The following is a 20,109-nucleotide window of genomic DNA, read 5'->3' as shown; positions in this document are numbered from 1 at the left end:
GGTGGCGGTGTGCTTCGTATAAGCTCCGAGGCAGGTTTCTCAGGCCCTTTGCCGCCTGGCGACAAACCCCAGCATCGCCATCGTGGCAAACACCGCCCCGGCGATAAAGGTGCCTTCATGGCCCAGGCGGTCCCACAGGGCGCCAGCAATCACGCTGGCGAGCAGAAGCGCCACGCCTGCCAGCAGGTGAAACACACCAAAGGCAGTGCCACGCAGGTCTGCGGGCACGGTGTCGGCCACCATGGCATTGAGCAAGCCCTGCGTGCATCCCATGTGCAGCCCCCACAGCGCAGCGCCCAGCGCCAACCCCCAGAGGCCGGGCAGCAGGGCGAGCGCCAGATCGGCCAGCACGAGCAGCACCATGCCCGCCGCCAGCACCTGATGGCGTGGCAGGCGGTCAGACAGTACGCCTGCCGGATAGGCCGACAGCGAATAGGCCACGCCCATGACCACCAGCACCAGCGGCGCCAGCATGGCTGGCAGGCCGGCATCGACCGCCCGCAATACCAGAAAGGCCTCGCTGAAGCGCGCCAGCGTCATCACCACCCCAATGGCAACCACCCACCAGTAGCTGCGGCCCAGGCGTTGCATCTGGGATCGGCTGAGCGGCATGCGCCGCGCCTGGACGGTTGGTGCATGCGCAGGCTCCTTGACGAAGATCACCAAAATGGCGACTGCAATGAATGCGGGCAGTACCGCCAGCCAGAAGACCAACTGGTAGTTGTTGGCCGTCCACCACATCAGCAGCATCGCCAGCAATGGGCCGGTAAAGGCGCCGATCGTATCGAGTGTCTGGCGCAGGCCGTAGGCGGCACCCCGCAGCTCGGCGGGCGTGACATCGGCCACCAGCGCATCACGTGGCGCGCCCCGTATGCCCTTGCCGATGCGGTCGACAAAACGCGCTCCCACCAGCCATTCCAACCCGGTTGCCAGCGGAAACACCGGTTTGGTGAGCGCCCCCAGGCCATAGCCGATGCCCGCCAGCAGCTTGCGCTTGCCAAACCGGTCGCTGATGGCGCCTGAGAACACCTTGGTAATGGATGCCGTCGCCTCGGCAATGCCCTCGATCAACCCGACCTGCAGCGCCGTAGCGCCCAGCACGGTGGCCATGTACACCGGCAGCAACGCATGGACGATTTCGGAGGAAATGTCCATGAACATCGACACAAAGCCCAGGGCCCATACGCTTTTGGGAATGGCTCGCGGCCCCGAGGGTGCCGCAGAAATCTCTGTATTCATCAACGCCAATAGGTATGGATCATGCACCGCACGCGCGCCAGATGCGGCTGGCCCGCCACCCAGCTGCGCACCGCCTGCGTCAAGGGCAGGCCGCCAGCTACCCACAGGACTGTATCTGCGCCACTCCAATCCTGCAACGCCAGCCAGCGCAGTATCTGGTCGATCTCGACCGGTGAGGCGCCAGGCGCGCCACCGCATATCCAGGTGGGATCGACGCCTGATGCAGCCTCCACATCCCAGGCCGCGCACTCCTGCGGATTCGCCACCCACAGCAGCAGGCCTGAAGGCGGCGTATCGGGTGCGGCCTGCACCAACCGCGCCGCTGCAGGCAGCGCGCAGGCATCGGCCACCAGCACACGCCGCGCAGCGCGCGGCGCCAGGCCACCTGCGGGGCTCAGCACGCCCACCGTGCTGCCCGGTGCAGCCTGCAAAGCCCAACCTGCGCCGGGCGATGCGCCCGCCGCTGCTGGTCCATCAGCTTGTACGTCAGGTTTCGCATCGGGGTGCAGCAGCACATCCACATCCATCCACTGCTCTTCCAGATGGATAGCGCGGATCGTATAGGTACGGCGCGGCATGCGCGGTTTTCCCACCGGCCACTGCAGGCGGCCATCCTGTTGCACCTCGGGCCAGGCAGGCGTCTGGCCGGGTGTGGGCAGCAGCATGCGCACATGCAGGCCGTCGGCAAAAGCGCGCACGCCATCGCCTTGCAGGCGCAGGCGGCGCATCAGCGGGGTCAACGCCCGGTTGCTGCCTACCTTCAACACCTGCAACTGCCCGGGGCTGCGCGGGGCCTGCCCACTCCACTCCACCTCCCAACTGCCATCGGGCCACGCCATTTCGTCGGCAAACTCGGCCAGATGCTCGGTCAGCGACAGCTGCATCAGCTCGCCCATGCGTGCGGAGGCAGGCGCCAGCCTGCAGTCGAGCTGCCGCACGGCTGCCACGTTCAGCTCCACCACACCGACATCGGCGAGCGACAACCTTACCTTGCCTGGTGCTGGCTCTTCCACATCCACGCCCTCATCGCGCCAGTGGCGCACCAGCCATCGCACGTACGCGGCAGCGCGGGGCAGGGTGATGCGCGCCTCAAGCGCCTGCGGCTCTGTCGCTGCATCCATCTCTGTCGTACTCATGTCTCCGCCCTCTGCACCGCTATCGGTGCTTCTGCCTGCACATCTTCGGTTTGTGCCGTCTGACGCTGCAGCAGCCAGTAGGTAGCCAACCAGCAACCCACGGCAATCACGCTGGCAATGGCAAAGAGGCCGCTAAATTGAAACTGTTTGGCGATGAAGCCGCCCGCCATGGAACTGAGCATGTAGCTGGTCAGTTCTGCGCAGGCCAGGATAGAAAAATCGGTACCCGGCTGCCTGCGGCTTGCGGTGGACATGAACAGCGCATACAGCGCCACCATCTCCATATAGCGCTGCACGCTCAGGCCGACCGCCAGCACCGCGAGCGGTACCGCCCCGCCCAGCCACTGCAGCGAATGCAGCAAAAACAACACAAATGCCAGCACACGCAAGGTACTCAGGCCCAACAGAACCTGCGTGCGGCTGCTGCGCTGCAGCCAGCGCGCGGCCAGATAGCTGCCTGCCAGCCCGGCAATGGCCGCGCCGCTGCCGGCAATCAGCCCTACCTGGCTCAGGCTCAGCCCGCTGTGCAACAGGTAGCTGCTCTCCATCGAGCGCAGCATGCCCTCGCTCAGCCGGTACACCACGGCCAGCCCGAGCACGGTCCATACCCCCGGCCGGGCAAAGAACCGGCGAATGCTGGCCCGGTGCGGCTGCATACCCTCGCCGCTGGCGAGCCCATCGGCATCCGGCCCAGGCTCCTGCATCCAGGGCAGGGCCAGCAGCGGAAGCAGGCACAGCAGTGCCATCAGGCCCATGGTGGGGTACCAGCCCCAGTGCTCCACCAGAAACATGGCAAGGCTCCCACCCACCAGCACGCCACCCGCCACCGATGCGGCCTGGATCGCGTTGCCGCGCCCCAGCTCATCGCTGCGCAACTGCTGCGTGGCATAGCCGTCGGTGGCGATGTCTTGCGTGGCAATGCTGAGCGCCATGCACATGCCGATGCCGACTATCAGACCGATGGGCGCCTGCGGCCCCACCCAGGCCAGTGCCGAAACACTGGCCACGGTGGCCAACTGGGTGCAGACAATCCAGCCCCGGCGGTGCCCCCAGCGCAGCGGGCGCAACCGGTCCACCCAGGGCGCCCAGATGAACTTGAGCACCAGCGGCAGCATCAGGATCGACAGCATGCCGACCTGCTGCAAGGGCATGCCCGCCGCACGCAGGGCTGCAGGCACGGTCATGATCATCAGGTACGAGGGCACGCCCTGCGCCACATACAGCGCCACCAGCACTGCCCAGAAGTGCCATGGCCGCTTCGCGGGCACCGTGGGCGCCATGGGCGTGGCGCCCACATCAACCCCTTGCGTCACCGCAGCCATGCATCAGTACTCCACGGCATAGTTGAGGGCAAAGGTGCGGCCGCGCCCATAGAAGGCAAAGGCCTGGGGCGAGACCGCGCCCGTGCCATACAGAGCCATGGCGCGCTGCGACCAGGTGGTCAGGTATTGCTTGTCCAGCAGGTTCTGAATACCAAAGTTCAAGCGCCCTACCGGCAGCTTGACGCCGCCCATCAGGTCGACCGTGGTGAAGCCGTCGATCTTGAGCGCGCTTGCGTCCTTGAGCGCAAACATGTGCGTTGCCTGCAGGCGCAGCGTCACGGGGTTGGGGCTCCACTGCACATAGGCAGACAGCTTGGACGGGCTTGCCGTCATGATGCTCTGCTTGGCCCAGCTACCGTTTTTCCGCGTCTCCGAGCGAATCCACAAGGCATTGCCACCCACATCCCAGCCACGGGCGACCGTGTAGTCGAGGGCGCCTTCCCATCCGTAGTTGCGGCGTTTTTCATCGGCCACGTTGATGGTCACGTTGTTGTTGCTGTTGTTGAGCTGCAGCGTCTGGTCCGACCATGCATAGAACAGCGCCGTCTGTGCCCGCAGCGCACCGCTGGCCTGTTTGAAGCCCCACTCCAGCTGGCGCGTCTTGATACCCTTGAGCGGAGAGCTTTCCGGATCGATGGCAGACACCAGCTGCCAGTGCGCGCCCTTGGCCACATAGCTGCCCTGGCCGTAGTACTTGGCAGGGTCGGGCAGCTCGAAGCCTTCCGCATAGTTCAGCCAGGTGCTGCGCGCAGCATCGATCTTGTAGCGCGCGCCCAGGTTGAACAGGCTGACGTTGTAGCTGTTCTTGCCGCCCGGGATGGCATCTGCACTGGTGCCCCGGCCCAGCAGCATGGACAGCTGCTGGGTGTAGCCCACGAAGTCATCGACCGTGAGGTCGGTCTTCTGGTAACGCAGGCCGCCGTTGAGCGTCCACTGCGGGTCGAGCTTCCATTCCGCCTGCGCAAAGGCAGCAGCCGTGTTCACCCGGTAGCCAGCATAGCGCCCCACGGTGCCGATCTGACGGTTGACCATGCCTCCGGATGCGAGGGACTGCGCCGTATCGAACACTGCGCCTTCTCCATCGAAGCTCTCGCGGTCCCAATCGACGCCGTAGCGCAGGTTGATGCCGCCCCAGGTCTTGGAGAGGGCCGCCTTCAACCCCCAGGTATCGGTGTTCTGGCGCGATGCGGTCACCACCGAGCTTGGAAATGGCGCGAAATCCAGCTTTTCCTGCCGCCAGAAGCCCTGTACATACAGATCCTGCCCACCCAACACCTGCGCCGCGTGGTAGTCGGCATTGAACATCGCGCGCTCGGTCTTGGGCATCACGTCGCTCACGAAACCGCCGCGCTGCTCGAGCAGCTCCGGTTTTCCGCCCATGATGCCTGCCAGATTGGGGCCGCCGTACAGGTACGACGATCCATCGAACCGGTTGCGGTAGTACTGTCCCGTCAGCCCCAGCGTCTGCTGCGGGCTGATCTTGATCTGCATATTGCCCAGCACATCCACCCCCTTGGTGTTCTGCGTGTCCGTCTGGGCGATATCGGTTCGCACCGGCGCTCCCTTGCCGTCGTAGAAGCTGCCGTTGTTCTGCAGGGCGATGCCCAGGCGCGCCTGCACCCGGTCGTTGCCGCCGGCAATCGATTGCGCCAGACGGTACTGGTGATCGCGCGAACCCTGAAAGCCCGAGGTCACCCCGACCTCGCTGCCCAGTTGCATGCCGGCTGCGCTGCCCTTCTTGGTGATGATGTTCACGATGCCGCCCGTGGCACCGCCGCCATACAGCGCACTGGCCCCCGAGAGCACCTCGATGCGCTCGATGTTGAACGGGTCGATCGAATCGAGCTGCCGCGCCGTGCCGCGCGAGCTGTTGAGCGACACGCCATCGAGCATCACCAGCATGGTGCGCCCGCGCAGGTTCTGCCCGAAGTTGCTGCGCGACTGGCCGCCCAGGTCCACGCCAGGCACCAGTTGGCCCAGCGCTTCGCCCAGGCTTTTGCCGGCATTGACCTGCTGCAGCAGCGCATCGCTTTCAATGATCTGCGTGGTTTGCGCCAGTTCGCTGCGGATGCCGGGTGCGGCGCTTGCCACCACGCGCTGGACTGCCAGCTCGGTCTCTGCCTGCGCATTGGCCTGCTCAGACGTTGCAGATGCCGAAGCATCCTGAACCTGGGCTTGCGCCTGGCACGCCAACAGCGCCATGGCCAACGCCACCGGCGTCAGATGGCAAGCCTTGATGCCCCCTGCATGCCAATCCACCCGGACTGCTGCATCCAGATCTGTTTTCTTCTGCCCCTGATCGCCCATGAAAGTCACCTTCTTATTCGCTCACAACTACAAAGGTGAAGCGTATATCGAGGAGAATGAGAATTCTTTTCTTTTGAGAACAATTCTCAATACAGATGCATTCAAAGACGGCTTTTCTCAAAAAGGAGCAGGTGCTGGCCCATTGGAGCCATTGCATGTGGGCCCATACGCTGAACCCCGAACAGGCTGCCGAGCTGGTTCACCCCCATCTGCGGGTGCGCCATGTGCATGCGGGCCAGCATTTGTGGCACACCGGCGATGCGCCCCAGGGCTGGATCGGCGTGTCGCGCGGGGCAGCCAAGATATGCGTATCCACCGAGAGCGGCCGCTCAATCACGCTGTGTGGCTACGCGGGCAGCTGGTTTGGCGAGACCTACCTGTTGCGCCAGGGGGCGGTCATGGATTGCGATGCCATCGCGCTGCATGACCTCACGATGATCACCCTCCCCACAAATGCCTTCCATGCCTTGCGCCAGACATCTGCCGCGTTCAGCCATTTCCTGCTGGAACTGGCTGCCGAGCGCACGCACCAGCTCATGCGCCTTTTGACGGCCCAGCAATGCACCGGAGTCACCAGCCGCGTGGCACAGTGCCTGGGCTCCCTCATCACGCCAATGAACTTTCCGTTTCCCGATGCGGGCCTGCTCAATATCACGCAGAGCGAGCTGGCCGATTTCTGCCAGGTTTCCCGCGCCCGCCTGAACGAGGCCCTGCTGACGCTGGAAAAACAGCAGTTTCTGGAAGTGGGCTACCGCAGCGTGCGCCTCAAGGACATTGATGGCCTGCGCCGCTACAGCGCCTGAGCGCTACTTGCTCTTCTTCTGACCCAGCTTGGATTCCTTGCCTTCGAGCAAGCGCTGGATATTGAGCTTGTGGCGGTATACCAGCAGGGCCGACATCGCCAGGATGGCCAGGAGAATCCACTTGTTGAATTCCCACAGATCACCGCCCAAGAGGATGTACAGCACCGGCGCCATCACCGCCGCGACCAGCGACGACAGCGACGAATAGCGCCAGACGGCAGCCACCACCACCCAGCACGCCAGGACCAGCAGGCCCAGCCAGCCGCTGAAGCCCACAAGCACCCCCAGCGCCGTGGCTACGCCCTTGCCGCCTTCGAACTTGAAGAAAACCGGCCATAGATGCCCCAGAAAGGCACCCAGGCCCGCCAGCGCCATCGCGCCCTCTTCCAACCCGTAGGGTTTGCCAAAGCAGGCAACCAGGGCCACCGGCAACCAGCCCTTGGCGGCGTCGAGCAGCAAGGTGACAACAGCAGCAGCCTTGCTGCCTGAGCGCAGCACATTGGTGGCCCCGGGGTTCTTGCTGCCATAGGTGCGCGGGTCGTTCAGCCCCATGACGCGGCTGACGATGACGGCAAACGACAGCGAGCCTACAAAATAGGCCGCAACGGCCACCAGGATGGAATAGACAATGCTCAAAACGCTTCCCCTTGCCCGCGCGCCCATGGTTTGCGCACCCGGATGTATGTATATGACAGAATCAAGTCGCTATTCTGCCAGCGCGCACTGCACAGGCTTGGCTCCCAGCACCTGAACGCAGGCCTGCGGGTCGATCTGCACCAAAAAACCACGCCGCCCGCCATTGATGGCAATGCGCGGCAGCGCCAGGATGCTTTCTTCGATATACACCGGCATGTCCTTGCGTGTTCCGAAGGGCGAGGTACCGCCCACCAGATAGCCACTGTGCCGGTTGGCTACCTCCGGCTTGCACGGCTCCACGCTCTTGGCACCGATCTGGCGCGCCAGGTTCTTGGTGGAGACCTTGCAATCGCCATGCATCAGCACGATGAGCGGCTTGGCGTCCTGGTCCTGCATCACCAGGGTCTTGACCACCGCATGTTCATCCAGCCCCAACTGGCGCGCGGATTCGCTGGTGCCTCCATGCTCCACATATTCATAGGGATGCTCGGTGAACGCCACCTTGTGCGCCTTGAGCATCTGGGTGGCGGGGGTTTCGCTCACATGCGCGTTCTTGTCTTTTTTTGCCATTGCTGTTGACCCAGGGGCAAGGAGCGGCTGACAGTGTGCAGCCGCTCTCTCGAAGCCGTTTTCCTCAAAGACCGCATCACTGCGCCGGATCGCGCAGCTCCCAACGGATTGCGTCGATTTCGCGAAGCAGGTCTTCGGAGAGTTGCGTGCCCCATACGTTCAGGTCTTCTTCCAACTGCGCCATGGTGCGCACGCCGATGATGGTGCTGGCCACCTGCCATTTGGTGTAGCAGAAGGCCAATGCCAGCGCGGCAGGCGTCATGCCTTGGTCACGCGCCAGCTGGTTGTAGCGCTTGGCGGCCACCAAGGATTCCGGCCTGCCCCAGCGCTGCTTGCGCACCGATTCGTAGCCTGCAATGCGCGCCTCCTTGGGCGCGTTGGGGCCGGTGATGCCGCTTTCGTCATACTTGCCGGTGAGCAGGCCGAAGGCCAGCGGGGAATAGGCCAGCAGCGACACACCCAGGCGGTCGCAGGTTTCGTCCAGGCCGTTTTCCCAGCTGCGGTTGATGAGGCAGTAGGCGTTCTGGACGCTGGCCACACGCGGCAGGCCATGCTGCTCGGCAAGGCGCACAAACTCGTGCACGCCGTAGGGCGTCTCGTTCGAGAGGCCTACATGGCGAATCTTGCCCGCCTTCACCAGGCCTGCCAGCGCTTCCAGCTGCTCGCGGATCGTGGTTTCGCTGGTTTCCTTTTTCGGGTCGTAGTACAGGTTGCCGAAGGCGGGCACATGGCGCTCCGGCCAGTGAATCTGGTAGAGATCGATCACATCCGTCTGCAGACGGCGCAGGCTGGCGTTGCATGACGCCACGATGTCAGCTGCCGTCATGCCCTTGCCTTCGCGCACCCAGGGCATGCCGCGCGAGGGCCCTGCCACCTTGCTGGCCAGCACCACCTGCTCGCGCCTGCCGGGGTTGGCCTTGAACCAGTTGCCGATGATGGTTTCGGTGGCGCCAAAGGTCTCGGCACGGGCCGGCACCGAGTACATCTCGGCCGTATCCCAGAAATACACGCCGCGCTCGAGCGCGCGGCTGAGCATGGCGTGGGCGTCGGCTTCGTTCACCTGCTCGCCAAACGTCATGGTGCCCAGGCAGATGGGCGATACCTTCAAATCACTGCGGCCAAGTTGGATGTCTTGCATGGTTGTCGATGAATTGCAAAAATCTAAAATACAAAAAAGCACGCCGCAACGCGGCTGCGGCGCAATGCGTGCACTATAAAACGATATGCCGTCCTTTGCCCGGGCGGGCCAGTCACCCAGGTACATGCGTCTGCACTAGCCCCGCGGGACAATGCCAGACCACTGCCTTCTCCTAGCAAGCCATGTACCAGCCTCAACGCCACGCCACCAGTCGCCACTTGGCCATTCGCAACCACCCTTACCACCTGCTGCAATGGGGCAGTAGCCAAATCCAGCCTGCGCTGGTGCTGTGCCACGGTTGGATGGATGTAGGCGCATCCTTCCAGTTTGTGGTTGACCAGTTCAGCGATGCATTTACGGAGAGCCGCACGATCATCGCGCCCGATTGGCGCGGCTTTGGCCAAAGCCGCAGCCCCAGCGCGCCCGACCACTTTCCGTTTGTGGACTACCTGGGCGATCTGGATGCACTCATTGACGGGATCAGCCCCGATGCGCCGGTTGACCTGCTGGGCCACAGCATGGGCGGCAATGTGGCGATGCTGTATGCAGCCGCGCGCCCGGCCCGGGTGCGTCGGCTCATCAACCTGGAAGGTTTTGGACTGCCTGCCTCGCAGCCTGCACAGGCTCCGCAGCGCACCGCCCGCTGGCTGGACGAAATCCGCGACCTGCACCACGGCAAGATTGGAACCCGGCCCTACGCCGATGCTGCCGAAGTCTCCGCGCGGCTGCAGAAGAACAATCCCCGCCTATCTGCCGACAAGGCGCTGTGGCTGGCCCACCATTGGGCCACCGTGGGGGCAGATGGCCTGTGGCGCATTGCGGGTGACGACGCACACAAGGTCGTCAGCGCACAGCTGTTTCGCGCCGATGAAATGCTGGCCAGCTACGCGACCATTGCCTGCCCCACGCTGATGGTCAAGGCCGAGCCCGACACCATGGCCGCCTTCTGGCAGGGCAAGTTCACGCAGGCTGAGTTCTTGCAGCGCCTCGCGTCGGTGCCCGATGTGCGGGTGGCCAGCCTTTCGGAAGCAGGTCACATGCTGCACCACGACCAGCCGCATGCGCTGGCGTCCCTGATCGAGGATTTTCTTGAAAATTGATTTCCATCAAGCCATGGAACTATCCGCCGCCCTTCGCACCCGCATCCATACCGCACTGCAGCACTTTGCCGTGCAAGGCACGGACGGCGGCGGCCACGCGCGCGCGGCGGTCGCGCTGGTCATCAGCGACGAAGGCCCCGGAGCCCAGCTTCCCAACCAGATCACCCCGTCAGACCCGGCCGAGCCCAGGCACTGGAGCCATGAAGCCGCCCTGCTGCTGACCCGCCGCGCCCTGCATCTGCGCAACCACGCCGGGCAATGGGCGCTGCCAGGCGGGCGGATCGAAGCGGGCGAATCGCCCGAGCAGGCTGCGCTGCGCGAGGTGCAGGAAGAGATTGGCCTGCGCCTTGCACCCACCCAGATACTGGGCCGCCTCGACGACTATGCCACCCGCTCCGGCTTTGCCATCACACCGGTCGTGGTCTGGGCAGGCGCAGTGGCGCAATTGCAGCCCAATCCGGACGAGGTGGCCAGCATCCACCGCATTGCGCTGACCGAATTGCTGCGCAGCGATTCGCCCATGCTCGATGCCAGTGCCCATTCGCCACACCCCGTTCTGCGCATGCCCATTGGCAACAGCTGGATCGCAGCGCCCACGGCGGCTTTTCTGTACCAGTTTCGCGAAGTCTGCCTGTGCGGGCGCACCACGCGGGTCGCGCATTTTGACCAGCCCCTGTTCGCGTGGCGCTAGTAGCCGCAGGCAGCTTCAGTATCAAAACCATAGCTGCCTGCGCACGTCTGTCAAGCGCAATAGGTGATTTTTATCAATCTTGTATGTAAAGCCACCATGGCTGGACCGGTACCGCCGCCATGCGACAATAATGGGCTTGATTGCAAGAACAGGACACACAGAACATGGAAGCAGAACGCATCAACCAGATTGGCAACGCCCTCGAAGACCTGTCCACCCGGACAGAAGAGCTTCGGAGGTATCTTTGACTACGATGCAAAGTACGAACGCCTGCGCACGGTAAACGCTTCGCTCGAAGACCCAGCCGTCTGGAACGACCCGAAAAAGGCCCAGGAGCTGGGCAAGGAAAAGAAGGCGCTCGATTCCGTCGTGCTGACCCTGCAGAAGCTGACAGGTGAGCTGGCCGACAATTCCGAACTCTTCGAGATGAGCAAGGAAGAAGGCGACGACGCCGGGCTGGAAACCATCGAGGCCGAAGCCGACAAACTGCGCCCGCTGATCGAAGAGCTGGAATTCCGCCGCATGTTCAGCCAGGAGGCTGATCCACTCAACTGCTTCATCGACATCCAGGCCGGCGCCGGTGGTACCGAAGCCTGCGACTGGGCCAGCATGCTGCTACGCCAGTACCTGAAGTACGCCGAGCGCAAGGGCTTCAAGGCCACTGTTGAGGAAGAGACGCCTGGCGACGTGGCCGGTATCAAAAGCGCAACCATCAAGGTCGAGGGCGAATACGCCTATGGCCTGCTGCGTACTGAAACCGGTGTGCACCGCCTGGTGCGCAAGAGCCCGTTTGACTCGTCCGGCGGCCGCCACACCAGCTTCTCGTCGCTGTTTGTCTACCCGGAGATCGACGATTCGATCGAAATCCAGATCAATCCGTCCGATGTGCGCACCGACACCTACCGTGCCAGCGGCGCGGGCGGCCAGCACATCAACAAGACGGATTCGGCCGTGCGCCTGACGCACATCCCCACCGGTATCGTGGTGCAGTGCCAGGATGGCCGCAGCCAGCACAGCAACCGCGATGTTGCCTGGCAGCGCCTGCGCTCCAAGCTCTATGACTTTGAAATGCGCAAGCGCATGGAAGAGCAGCAAAAGCTCGAAGACACCAAGACCGATGTAGGCTGGGGCCACCAGATCCGCAGCTACGTGCTGGACAACAGCCGTATCAAGGACCTGCGCACCAATGTCGAAGTCTCGGCCACCCAGAAGGTGCTGGATGGAGACCTGGATGTGTTCATTGAAGCATCCCTGAAGCAGGGTGTGTAACCCCCGGAGCAGTGTTCACACGCTGCTCCGCTTTAGATTGTTGATTCACCCTGCATGGCTGCGCCCCCCGCAGCCATGCACTGCCACCGGAAAGCCCTTGCCAGCAATGCCTCCCATCCAAGCCCTGATATTCGACATGGACGGAACCATGGTGGATTCCATGCCCTGGCATGCCCAAGCCTGGGTTGAATACGCACGCCGCCATGGCATGGATCTGGACGTGCCCGCCTTCATGGTGCAGACCACCGGCAAGAATGCCTTCGAGTGCGCCTGCGCCCTGATGGGCCGCACCGTGAGCGCAGAAGAATCCGAGCGCATCACGGCAGAAAAGGAAGGCATCTACCGCGAACTGTTTGCAGCCAACTTCAGCGCAGTGGGCGGTTTTGAGCGCTTTGCGGCCCAGGCCCATGAAATGGGACTGAAGGTGGCCATTGGCACCGCGGGCGACCAGGACAATGTGAATTTCGTGCTGGGCAACCTGCAGATGCAGCCTCCTGCGCACGCCATTGCTCGCGGCGACGAGGGGCTGCCCGGCAAGCCCCACCCCGATATTTTCCTCAAGGCAGCCGAGCGACTGAATGTCGAGCCGGCTGCCTGTGTGGTGTTCGAGGACGCACCCCACGGCATTGAAGCGGCGCGGCGCGCTGGCATGCGTGCCGTGGGCATCGGCACCACACACAACGAACAAGACCTTGGTGGCCCCCATGTACTGGCATGGGCGCCCGATTTCTCGACCCTGCTGAACAAGCAATTTCTGGAGAGACTCCATGATGCGTGAAGGACAAGCACACACCGTCTACCGTGCCGATTACCAGGCCCCTGCATGGTGGATTGAGACGGTCGATCTGACTTTCGACCTGGACCCGGCCAAAACCCGCGTCCTGAACAAGATGCGTGTGCGCCGCAACCCCGATGTGCCCGCGCAACCCCTGCACCTCAATGGCGACGAATTGAACCTGGCCCGCGTGCTGGTCAATGGAGCAGGTACATCGTTCAAGATGGAAGGCTCCGATCTGGTACTGGAGAACCTGCCAGAAGGCAGCGATCCGGTGGATCTGGAAATCTTCACCACCTGCATTCCCGAGAAGAACACCAAGCTGATGGGCCTGTACACCAGCAACGGCTCGTTCTTTACGCAATGCGAAGCGGAAGGCTTCCGCCGCATCACCTACTTTCTGGACCGCCCCGATGTGATGGCCATGTACACCGTCACCCTGCGCGCCAGCAAGGCACTGTTCCCGGTACTGCTGTCCAACGGCAACCTGGTGGAGCAAGGCGAATTGCCCGACGGGCGCCACTTTGCCAAGTGGGTGGACCCGCACAAGAAGCCCAGCTACCTGTTTGCCCTGGTGGCTGGCAACCTGGTTGCGCGTGAGCAGAAGATCAAGAGCCGCGCTGGCAACGAACACCTGCTGCAGGTCTACGTGCGTCCCGGCGATCTGGAAAAGACCGAGCACGCCATGAACTCGCTGATGGCCTCCATCGCCTGGGACGAAGCCCGCTTTGGCCTCAGCCTGGACCTGGAGCGCTTCATGATCGTCGCCACCAGCGACTTCAACATGGGCGCGATGGAGAACAAGGGCCTGAACATCTTCAACACCAAGTACGTGCTGGCCAGCCAGGCCACCGCGACCGATGCCGACTACGCCAATATCGAGTCGGTGGTGGGCCACGAGTACTTCCACAACTGGACGGGTGACCGCGTCACCTGCCGCGACTGGTTCCAGCTCTCGCTCAAGGAAGGCCTGACCGTCTTCCGCGACCAGGAATTCAGCATGGACATGGCCGGCAGCGCCTCGGCCCGCGCCGTCAAGCGCATTGACGATGTGCGCGTGCTGCGCACCGTGCAGTTCCCCGAGGATGCCGGCCCCATGGCCCACCCCGTGCGCCCCGACAGCTATATCGAGATCAACAACTTCTACACGGTCACGATCTACGAAAAAGGCGCCGAAGTGGTGCGCATGCAGTCCGAGCTGGTGGGCCGCGAAGGCTTTGCCAAGGGCATGAAGCTGTATTTCGAGCGCCATGACGGCCAGGCCGTGACCTGCGATGACTTCGCCCAGGCCATGGCAGATGCCAACCCCGGCTCTCCACTGGCCCAGCACCTTGCGCAGTTCAAGCGCTGGTACAGCCAGTCGGGCACGCCACGTGTCGCTGCCAGCGGCACCTACGATGCCTCGGCCCAGACCTACACGCTCACCTTGTCACAACACTGCCCCGCCACGGCTGGGCAGCCCAACAAGGAGCCCTTCGTGATCCCGGTCACGCTGGGCCTGGTGGGCGCCGACGGCAGCCAGTTGCCTGTGGCCATCCGCGCCGCAGAAGGCCTTTCTGCCTTTGCCAACAGCGCGACCAGCCACACCGTGGTACTGACGCAGCCAACACAGACCATCGTGTTCGAAGGCGTGACCCAGGAGCCCACACCATCGCTGCTGCGCAATTTCAGCGCCCCCGTGGTGCTGGAGATGGACTACAGCGACGACCAGCTTCGCCACCTGCTGGCACACGACGAAGACGCCTTCAACCGCTGGGAGGCCAGCCAGCGCCTGGGCTTGCGCATTGCTCTGCAAAACATAGCAGCACGTGCAGGTACTGCAGGTGCTGAGAGCGCGCTGGATGCAAACATCTTGCCTGCGCCATTTGTCGAAGCCATGCGAGCCGTGCTGCGCGACCCGCTGCTCGATGCCGCCTTCAAGGACCTGGCACTGACCTTGCCATCCGAGGCCTATATCACCGAACAGTTGGACAGCGTTGATCCACAGATCGTGCATCAGGTGCGCGAAGCCATGCGCCAGCAACTGGCTACTGATCTGGCTTCCGACTGGGCATGGGTCTATGAACAGTGCAGCAACACGGGCGCCTATGTGCCCGACGCCGCAAGCGGCGGCAAGCGGGCCCTCGCCGGCCATGCGCTCCTGATGCTGTGCGTGGCAGCCCGTGCCTCTGGCGACAAAGTCTGGCCCGGCAAGACGCTGCAGCGCTTCAAGGACGCGGGCAATATGACGGACCGCTACAACGCGCTGAGCGCCCTGGTAGTCAGTGGCAGCGAGTTGGCAGCCAATGCACTCCAGTCCTTCCATGCCATGTTCAAGAACGACGAGCTGGTGATGGACAAATGGTTCGCCCTGCAAGCAGGTGCACCGGATGTGGACGGCAGCGCCCTGCCCGCCGTGCGCGCACTGATGAAGCTGCCCGACTTCAATATCAAGAACCCCAACCGCGCCCGCAGCGTGATCTTCAGCTACTGCAGCGGCAACCCTGGCGGCTTCCACCGCACCGATGGTGCAGGTTATGCCTTCTGGGCCGAGCAAGTGATCGCGCTGGACGCCTTCAACCCGCAGGTGGCTGCCCGCCTGGCGCGTGCACTTGACCGCTGGAAGAAGCTGGCTGAGCCCTACCGCACTGCTGCAGGTGACGCCATTGCCAAGGTCGCCGCCAAGCCCAAGCTGAGCAATGATGTGCGCGAAATCATCACCCAGGCAATGAACCACTGATGCGCCAAGCCTCACCCGCCGCGCCGATGTGCGGCTGGTCGTGTTTTTTAGGACTTGCGCAAACAGGGACGAGGATGCAACGCCTGCTTCATGCTGGAAAGACATCTCGCTGCGTCCCGATTTGTGTAAACCGGATTTGTATTGATAGGAACGGTTATGAACCAACGTATATCCCTGTCGCGCTACCTCGTTGAGCAGCAGCGCGTCGACGGCCTCATTCCCGCGCAGTTGCGCCTGCTGCTCGAAGTAGTGGCTCGCGCCTGCAAAAGCATCAGCCAGTCCGTCAACAAGGGCGCCCTGGGTGGTGTGCTGGGCACGGCTGGCAGCGAAAATGTGCAAGGCGAAGTGCAGAAAAAGCTCGACATCATTGCCAACGAAGTGCTGATCGAAGCCAATGAATGGGGCGGCCACCTCGCCGCCATGGCCTCGGAAGAAATGGACAGCATCTATCTGGTGCCCAACCGCTACCCCCAAGGTGAATACCTGCTCATGTTCGATCCGTTGGACGGTTCGTCCAACATCGACGTCAACGTGTCGATCGGCACCATCTTCAGCGTGCTCAAAAAACCCGAAGGCCACCCTGGCGTGACCGAAGAAGACTTTCTGCAGCCCGGCGCCCAGCAGGTGGCAGCAGGCTATTGCGTCTATGGCCCGCAAACCACGCTCGTGCTGACCGTGGGCGACGGCGTGGCTATGTTCACGCTGGACCGCGAAATGGGGAGCTTCGTCCTGACCCAGGAAAACGTGCGCATTCCCGAAGACACCAAGGAATTCGCCATCAACATGAGCAATATGCGCCACTGGGATGCACCCGTGAAGCGCTATGTCGACGAATGCCTGGCGGGCGTCGAAGGCCCTCGCAACAAGGACTTCAACATGCGCTGGATTGCCTCGATGGTGGCTGACGTGCACCGTATTCTCACGCGCGGGGGCATCTTCATGTACCCCTGGGACAAGCGCGAACCCAACAAGCCCGGCAAACTGCGCCTGATGTACGAGGCCAACCCCATGGCCTGGCTGGTGGAGCAGGCCGGCGGCGCAGCCACCAACGGCCGCGAACGCATCCTCGATCTGCAGCCCACCAAGCTGCACGAACGCGTCAGCGTGGTGCTAGGCTCCAAGAACGAGGTGGATCGCGTCACCCGCTACCACGTGGAAGCATAAATTCCGCAATTTGGCCCGAGAGCCAAAAATTCACGCTATAATTTATCTCTAACGCCGGTGTAGCTCAGTCGGTAGAGCAGCTCATTCGTAATGAGAAGGTCGGGTGTTCGATTCATCTCTCCGGCACCACAACAGAAAAGAAAACCTCGCTATTTAAACGATAGCGAGGTTTTTATTTTTCTGCTCCGTGTAGCCACTGTGTAGCCATCGGTACATGGTTTTGCAGCTCAGACTTTCCTTCGAGTGTTGTACAAGCACTGACCTTTCATCCGCCCGTGCGTGAGGCCATGCATCACCAGAAATACGATTTGCCAGCCGAGCCGACCTTCCCGCCCCTGGAGGATGACGCCTGCGGCAAGAGCGGCGATCCGACCGTGCACGGCTCTAGCCATCACCTTCTCGCCTAGGCGCTTCAAGCAGTTCATCTTCGTCTCCACCAAGGACCGACGGTGGTAGCCGCTCCAGCGCTTCCAAATAGTACGGCCCAACTTCTTGCACGCTTTGACCGCTTCGTTGCGATGCGCGAATGCCAGACCTTTACGCAACCTTGCGCCTTTGCGAGGAGGAATGACGGGGATGGCTTTGCGGTGGTGGCAGGCTTCATGCACGTCTTTTGTGTCGTACGCGTCATCGCCTGTAAAACTGGCAACTATTTCATGGCTTGGTATTTGGCGCAGTAGCCCTGCTGCTACTGGTGAATCACCAGCTTCATTGGTGGTCACCACCATGGCTCGTATCTGCATATTTTCTGCATCTATGCCAAGGTGCACCTTGCGCCACTGACGGCACCGCTCGGCGCCGTGCTTCTTTGTTTTCCACTCGCCTTCGCCCAAAAACTTGATCCCTGTGGAGTCGGTAAGCATGTGCAAGCCATGCCTGCCAACTCAGGCGGATGACTCCATGCGCGGGCGCAGAAATCCTACAGACCTGCGGTTTCAGTGCAGCCAATCTAGTAGGCATCACAGCGAGGAGAACACGCCATGGGTACGACCCAGTCCAACAAAAACCTTGACCACACGGAAGACGAAAGCATCGACCCGGTCGGTGAACCTGAGCAGCTGCCTTTGACGCCCGAGCTTGGCGATGCCCCTCCGGACCCTCCATTCTCCCCCAGCACTGAGCCCGACGTCCCGCAAGACCTGGAGTCCGAGCGCGTCGTCGGCCACGAACCGCTGAATCCCTGATGTTGACCGCCTCGCCTCTGCCCCCTCACCTGCCCAACGATGGGGCGCTTTTTCTGGACTTTGATGGCACCCTGGTGCCGATAGCATCCACGCCGGACAGCATCGCAGTTCCCGCCCAACTGGTAGCGCTGCTGCGCGAGTTGCAGGCATTGCTGGGCGGCGCTGTGGCGATCATCTCTGGCCGGGATATTGCCTCGCTAGACAACTACCTGCAGCCCTTGCAACTGCCATGTGCAGGCGCGCATGGTGCGCAGCGCCGTGATGCAAGGGGCCAGCAATGCGGCGATGCGCCGGGCGATATCTCAGCAGTGATCGAGGCCTGCGAACAACTGGCCCAGGCACACCCCGCGCTACATGTGGAGCCTAAGCAAAGCGGCGTAGCCCTGCACTACCGCCGCGACCCATCGCTGGAGGACCTGTGCCTGCGCAGCCTGCAAGCCATGCTTGCCCATAGGCCGCAGTGGATCTTGCTGCGCGGCAAGCGGGTGCTGGAGATCCTGCCGCTGGGCAAGAGTAAGGGCCGCGCCATCCAGGCCTTCATGCAAGAGCCACCCTTTGCCGGGCGCACGTCCTTCTTCCTCGGTGATGACATCAGCGACGAAAGCGGCTTTGCTGCCGTTCTGGCCCAGCGCGGTGTCGCCATCAAGGTAGGTTCCGGTGCCAGCGGTGCCAGCCATCGACTGGAAGGTGTGAATGCCGTCTACCACTGGCTGCAGGCGGCCTGCACGCAGCTACGCATGTTGAATAGCCTGCGCCAACCTGCGGAGGCTCGGCCGTGAGCCGCCTCGTCGTTGTCTCCAACCGGGTGGCCGATCCGCAGGATGCCGCGCCCGGCGGCTTGGCCATTGCGCTAGAAGAAGCGTTGCAGCGCGAGAGTGGCCTGTGGTTTGGCTGGGGTGGCAAGCTCACGAATCAGTCCAAGCCTCAGCTCTCCGTCCGCCAATGGGGCGCGGTGACAGTCGCCACGACCGAGCTGGAGCGGTGTGACCACGACAGCTATTACAGCGGCTTTTGCAACAATGTGCTTTGGCCCGTATTTCACAACCGCCTGGACTTGGCCGTGTTCGACCCCGGCTTTTATGAAGGCTACCAGCGCGTCAACCGGCAGTTTGCACAGCAGCTGCTGCCATTGCTGCAAGACGACGATCTCATCTGGGTGCATGACTACCATCTGATGGCGCTGGCAGCAGAGCTGCGCGCGCTGGGCTGCCAACAGCGCATCGGCTTTTTTCTGCACATCCCCTTTCCTCCGCTGATTGCTCTCAGCGCCGTGCCGCAGCATAAGGCGCTGATGCAGGCCTTGATGGCCTTTGACTTGGTGGGCCTGCAAAGTCGGCAAGACTTGCAGCATTTTCAGAGCTATGCGCTGGCACAGGCCGATGGCCGCATCAGCCACCGCCACCACTACCACGCCCATGGCAAGCAAACCCGCTGCGAGGTGTTTCCGATTGGCATCGACGCACGCGCCTTTGCGGCACTGACGGACACGCTCCCAGCCCAGCAAGTGCAAGCCACGATGGAGCAGGAATACCGCCAGCGCCGACTAGTGGTGGGTATAGACCGGCTTGACTACTCCAAGGGCCTGCCCGAGCGCATCCACGCTTTTCGCGATCTGCTGGAGCGGCACCCTGACCAGCGGCGCAACGCCACCCTGGTGCAGATCGGCTCCCCCACCCGCGAGCACCTGAAGGCCTATACGGGTATCCGCAGTCAATTTGAGTCGCTGTGCGGCGCCATCAATGGCGATTTTGGCGAGTTGGACTGGATGCCTGTGCGCTACATCCATCAAGTGTTGACGCGCGCGCACTTGGCAGGGCTGTGCCGCTCGGCCGCCGTGGGACTGGTCACGCCGTTGCGCGATGGCATGAACCTGGTTGCCTAGGAATTCATCGCCGCCCAGCGCCCGGCCGACCCGGGGGTGCTGGTGCTCTCGCGCTTTGCCGGAGCAGCCGAGCAGTTGCAAGAAGCCCTGCTGGTGAATCCGTATGACGTCCACAGCACCGCCGACAGCATTGACCAGGCGCTGCAAATGCCGCTGGCCGAGCGCATCGAGCGG

At 62.8% G+C, this 20,109-nt stretch carries 16 protein-coding genes, 1 tRNA gene and 2 pseudogenes; 11 read left to right on the top strand and 8 right to left on the bottom strand.

The features are described from left to right. Positions 1-39: 39 nt before the first annotated feature. The 4 genes from ACH2DG_RS17585 to ACH2DG_RS17570 are packed head-to-tail and all read right to left on the bottom strand — an operon-like array spanning position 40 to position 6,004. Positions 40-1,239, bottom strand: coding sequence for an MFS transporter (locus ACH2DG_RS17585; protein WP_395027698.1), 1,200 nt, complete (start codon positions 1,237-1,239; stop codon positions 40-42). After that, positions 1,239-2,375, bottom strand: a complete 1,137-nt coding sequence (locus ACH2DG_RS17580; protein ID WP_395027697.1) for a siderophore-interacting protein — start codon at positions 2,373-2,375, stop codon at positions 1,239-1,241. The genes ACH2DG_RS17585 and ACH2DG_RS17580 overlap by 1 nt, the downstream gene beginning before the upstream one ends. Beyond that, positions 2,372-3,697, bottom strand: coding sequence for an MFS transporter (locus ACH2DG_RS17575; protein ID WP_395027696.1), 1,326 nt, complete (start codon positions 3,695-3,697; stop codon positions 2,372-2,374). Before ACH2DG_RS17575 ends, ACH2DG_RS17580 begins: the two co-directional genes overlap by 4 nt. A 3-nt stretch (positions 3,698-3,700) precedes the next feature. Further along, the gene (locus ACH2DG_RS17570; protein WP_395027695.1) at positions 3,701-6,004 is read right to left on the bottom strand and encodes a TonB-dependent receptor; all 2,304 of its coding nucleotides are present in this window, start codon (positions 6,002-6,004) and stop codon (positions 3,701-3,703) included. Positions 6,005-6,099: 95 nt separating this feature from the next. Here ACH2DG_RS17570 and ACH2DG_RS17565 point away from each other — a divergent pair, with 95 nt between their 5' ends. Continuing rightward, positions 6,100-6,807: a Crp/Fnr family transcriptional regulator gene (locus ACH2DG_RS17565; protein ID WP_395027694.1), complete on the top strand. Its 708-nt coding sequence runs from the start codon at positions 6,100-6,102 to the stop codon at positions 6,805-6,807. A gap of 3 nt (positions 6,808-6,810) precedes the next feature. Here the strand turns inward: ACH2DG_RS17565 and plsY are convergent, their stop codons facing one another. The 3 genes from plsY to ACH2DG_RS17550 all read right to left on the bottom strand — a co-directional run bounded on the left by plsY (position 6,811) and on the right by ACH2DG_RS17550 (position 9,151). Then, a complete protein-coding gene (gene plsY / locus ACH2DG_RS17560; RefSeq protein WP_395027692.1) occupies positions 6,811-7,443 on the bottom strand; it encodes a glycerol-3-phosphate 1-O-acyltransferase PlsY in 633 nt (210 codons plus the stop codon). A gap of 69 nt (positions 7,444-7,512) precedes the next feature. Further along, a complete protein-coding gene (gene ybaK, locus ACH2DG_RS17555; RefSeq protein WP_224152214.1) occupies positions 7,513-8,013 on the bottom strand; it encodes a Cys-tRNA(Pro) deacylase in 501 nt (166 codons plus the stop codon). 76 nt (positions 8,014-8,089) lie between these two features. Then, complete coding sequence (locus ACH2DG_RS17550) at positions 8,090-9,151, bottom strand: aldo/keto reductase (RefSeq protein ID WP_395027689.1); 1,062 nt, start codon at positions 9,149-9,151, stop codon at positions 8,090-8,092. Between the two features lie 182 nt (positions 9,152-9,333). Here ACH2DG_RS17550 and ACH2DG_RS17545 point away from each other — a divergent pair, with 182 nt between their 5' ends. From ACH2DG_RS17545 to ACH2DG_RS17515, 7 genes are all read left to right on the top strand, one after another. After that, positions 9,334-10,251, top strand: coding sequence for an alpha/beta fold hydrolase (locus ACH2DG_RS17545; protein WP_395027688.1), 918 nt, complete (start codon positions 9,334-9,336; stop codon positions 10,249-10,251). A 13-nt stretch (positions 10,252-10,264) separates the two neighbouring features. Continuing rightward, positions 10,265-10,942 (top strand): NUDIX hydrolase, encoded by a 678-nt coding sequence (locus tag ACH2DG_RS17540; RefSeq protein ID WP_395027686.1) that lies wholly within the window; start codon positions 10,265-10,267, stop codon positions 10,940-10,942. Positions 10,943-11,106: 164 nt separating this feature from the next. Further along, positions 11,107-12,211, top strand: a protein-coding gene (gene prfB, locus ACH2DG_RS17535; protein WP_395027684.1) for a peptide chain release factor 2 whose coding sequence is annotated in 2 segments (ribosomal slippage) — positions 11,107-11,187 and positions 11,189-12,211 — 1,104 coding nt in all. Because the reading frame shifts where the segments join, the coding sequence is not laid out codon by codon here. A gap of 106 nt (positions 12,212-12,317) precedes the next feature. Continuing rightward, positions 12,318-12,989, top strand: coding sequence for an HAD family hydrolase (locus ACH2DG_RS17530; RefSeq protein ID WP_395027682.1), 672 nt, complete (start codon positions 12,318-12,320; stop codon positions 12,987-12,989). Then, on the top strand, positions 12,982-15,705 hold the full coding sequence (pepN, locus tag ACH2DG_RS17525; protein WP_395027681.1) for an aminopeptidase N: 2,724 nt from the start codon (positions 12,982-12,984) through the stop codon (positions 15,703-15,705). Before ACH2DG_RS17530 ends, pepN begins: the two co-directional genes overlap by 8 nt. 156 nt (positions 15,706-15,861) lie before the next feature. Next, on the top strand, positions 15,862-16,869 hold the full coding sequence (locus ACH2DG_RS17520; protein WP_395027680.1) for a class 1 fructose-bisphosphatase: 1,008 nt from the start codon (positions 15,862-15,864) through the stop codon (positions 16,867-16,869). A gap of 53 nt (positions 16,870-16,922) precedes the next feature. Beyond that, positions 16,923-16,998 (top strand) — tRNA-Thr (locus ACH2DG_RS17515). Between the two features lie 98 nt (positions 16,999-17,096). Here ACH2DG_RS17515 and ACH2DG_RS17510 read toward each other — a convergent pair. After that, positions 17,097-17,738, bottom strand: a pseudogene (locus ACH2DG_RS17510) (IS5 family transposase); the annotation flags it as partial. A gap of 111 nt (positions 17,739-17,849) precedes the next feature. Here ACH2DG_RS17510 and ACH2DG_RS17505 point away from each other — a divergent pair. From ACH2DG_RS17505 to ACH2DG_RS17495, 3 genes and pseudogenes are all read left to right on the top strand, one after another. Further along, positions 17,850-18,053, top strand: coding sequence for a hypothetical protein (locus tag ACH2DG_RS17505; protein ID WP_395027679.1), 204 nt, complete (start codon positions 17,850-17,852; stop codon positions 18,051-18,053). A gap of 2 nt (positions 18,054-18,055) precedes the next feature. Further along, positions 18,056-18,832 carry a trehalose-phosphatase gene (gene otsB / locus ACH2DG_RS17500; RefSeq protein ID WP_395027678.1) on the top strand — a complete coding sequence of 259 codons (777 nt, stop codon included), beginning with the start codon at positions 18,056-18,058 and terminating at the stop codon, positions 18,830-18,832. Continuing rightward, positions 18,829-20,109: pseudogene (locus ACH2DG_RS17495) on the top strand (trehalose-6-phosphate synthase); the annotation flags it as partial. The gene otsB and the pseudogene ACH2DG_RS17495, both read left to right, overlap by 4 nt.

Source organism: Comamonas odontotermitis, from assembly GCF_040396735.1.
In the GTDB taxonomy this organism is placed as follows: Bacteria; Pseudomonadota; Gammaproteobacteria; order Burkholderiales; family Burkholderiaceae_C; genus Comamonas; species Comamonas odontotermitis_C.
This window is presented reverse-complemented; position numbering and strand designations above follow the sequence as displayed.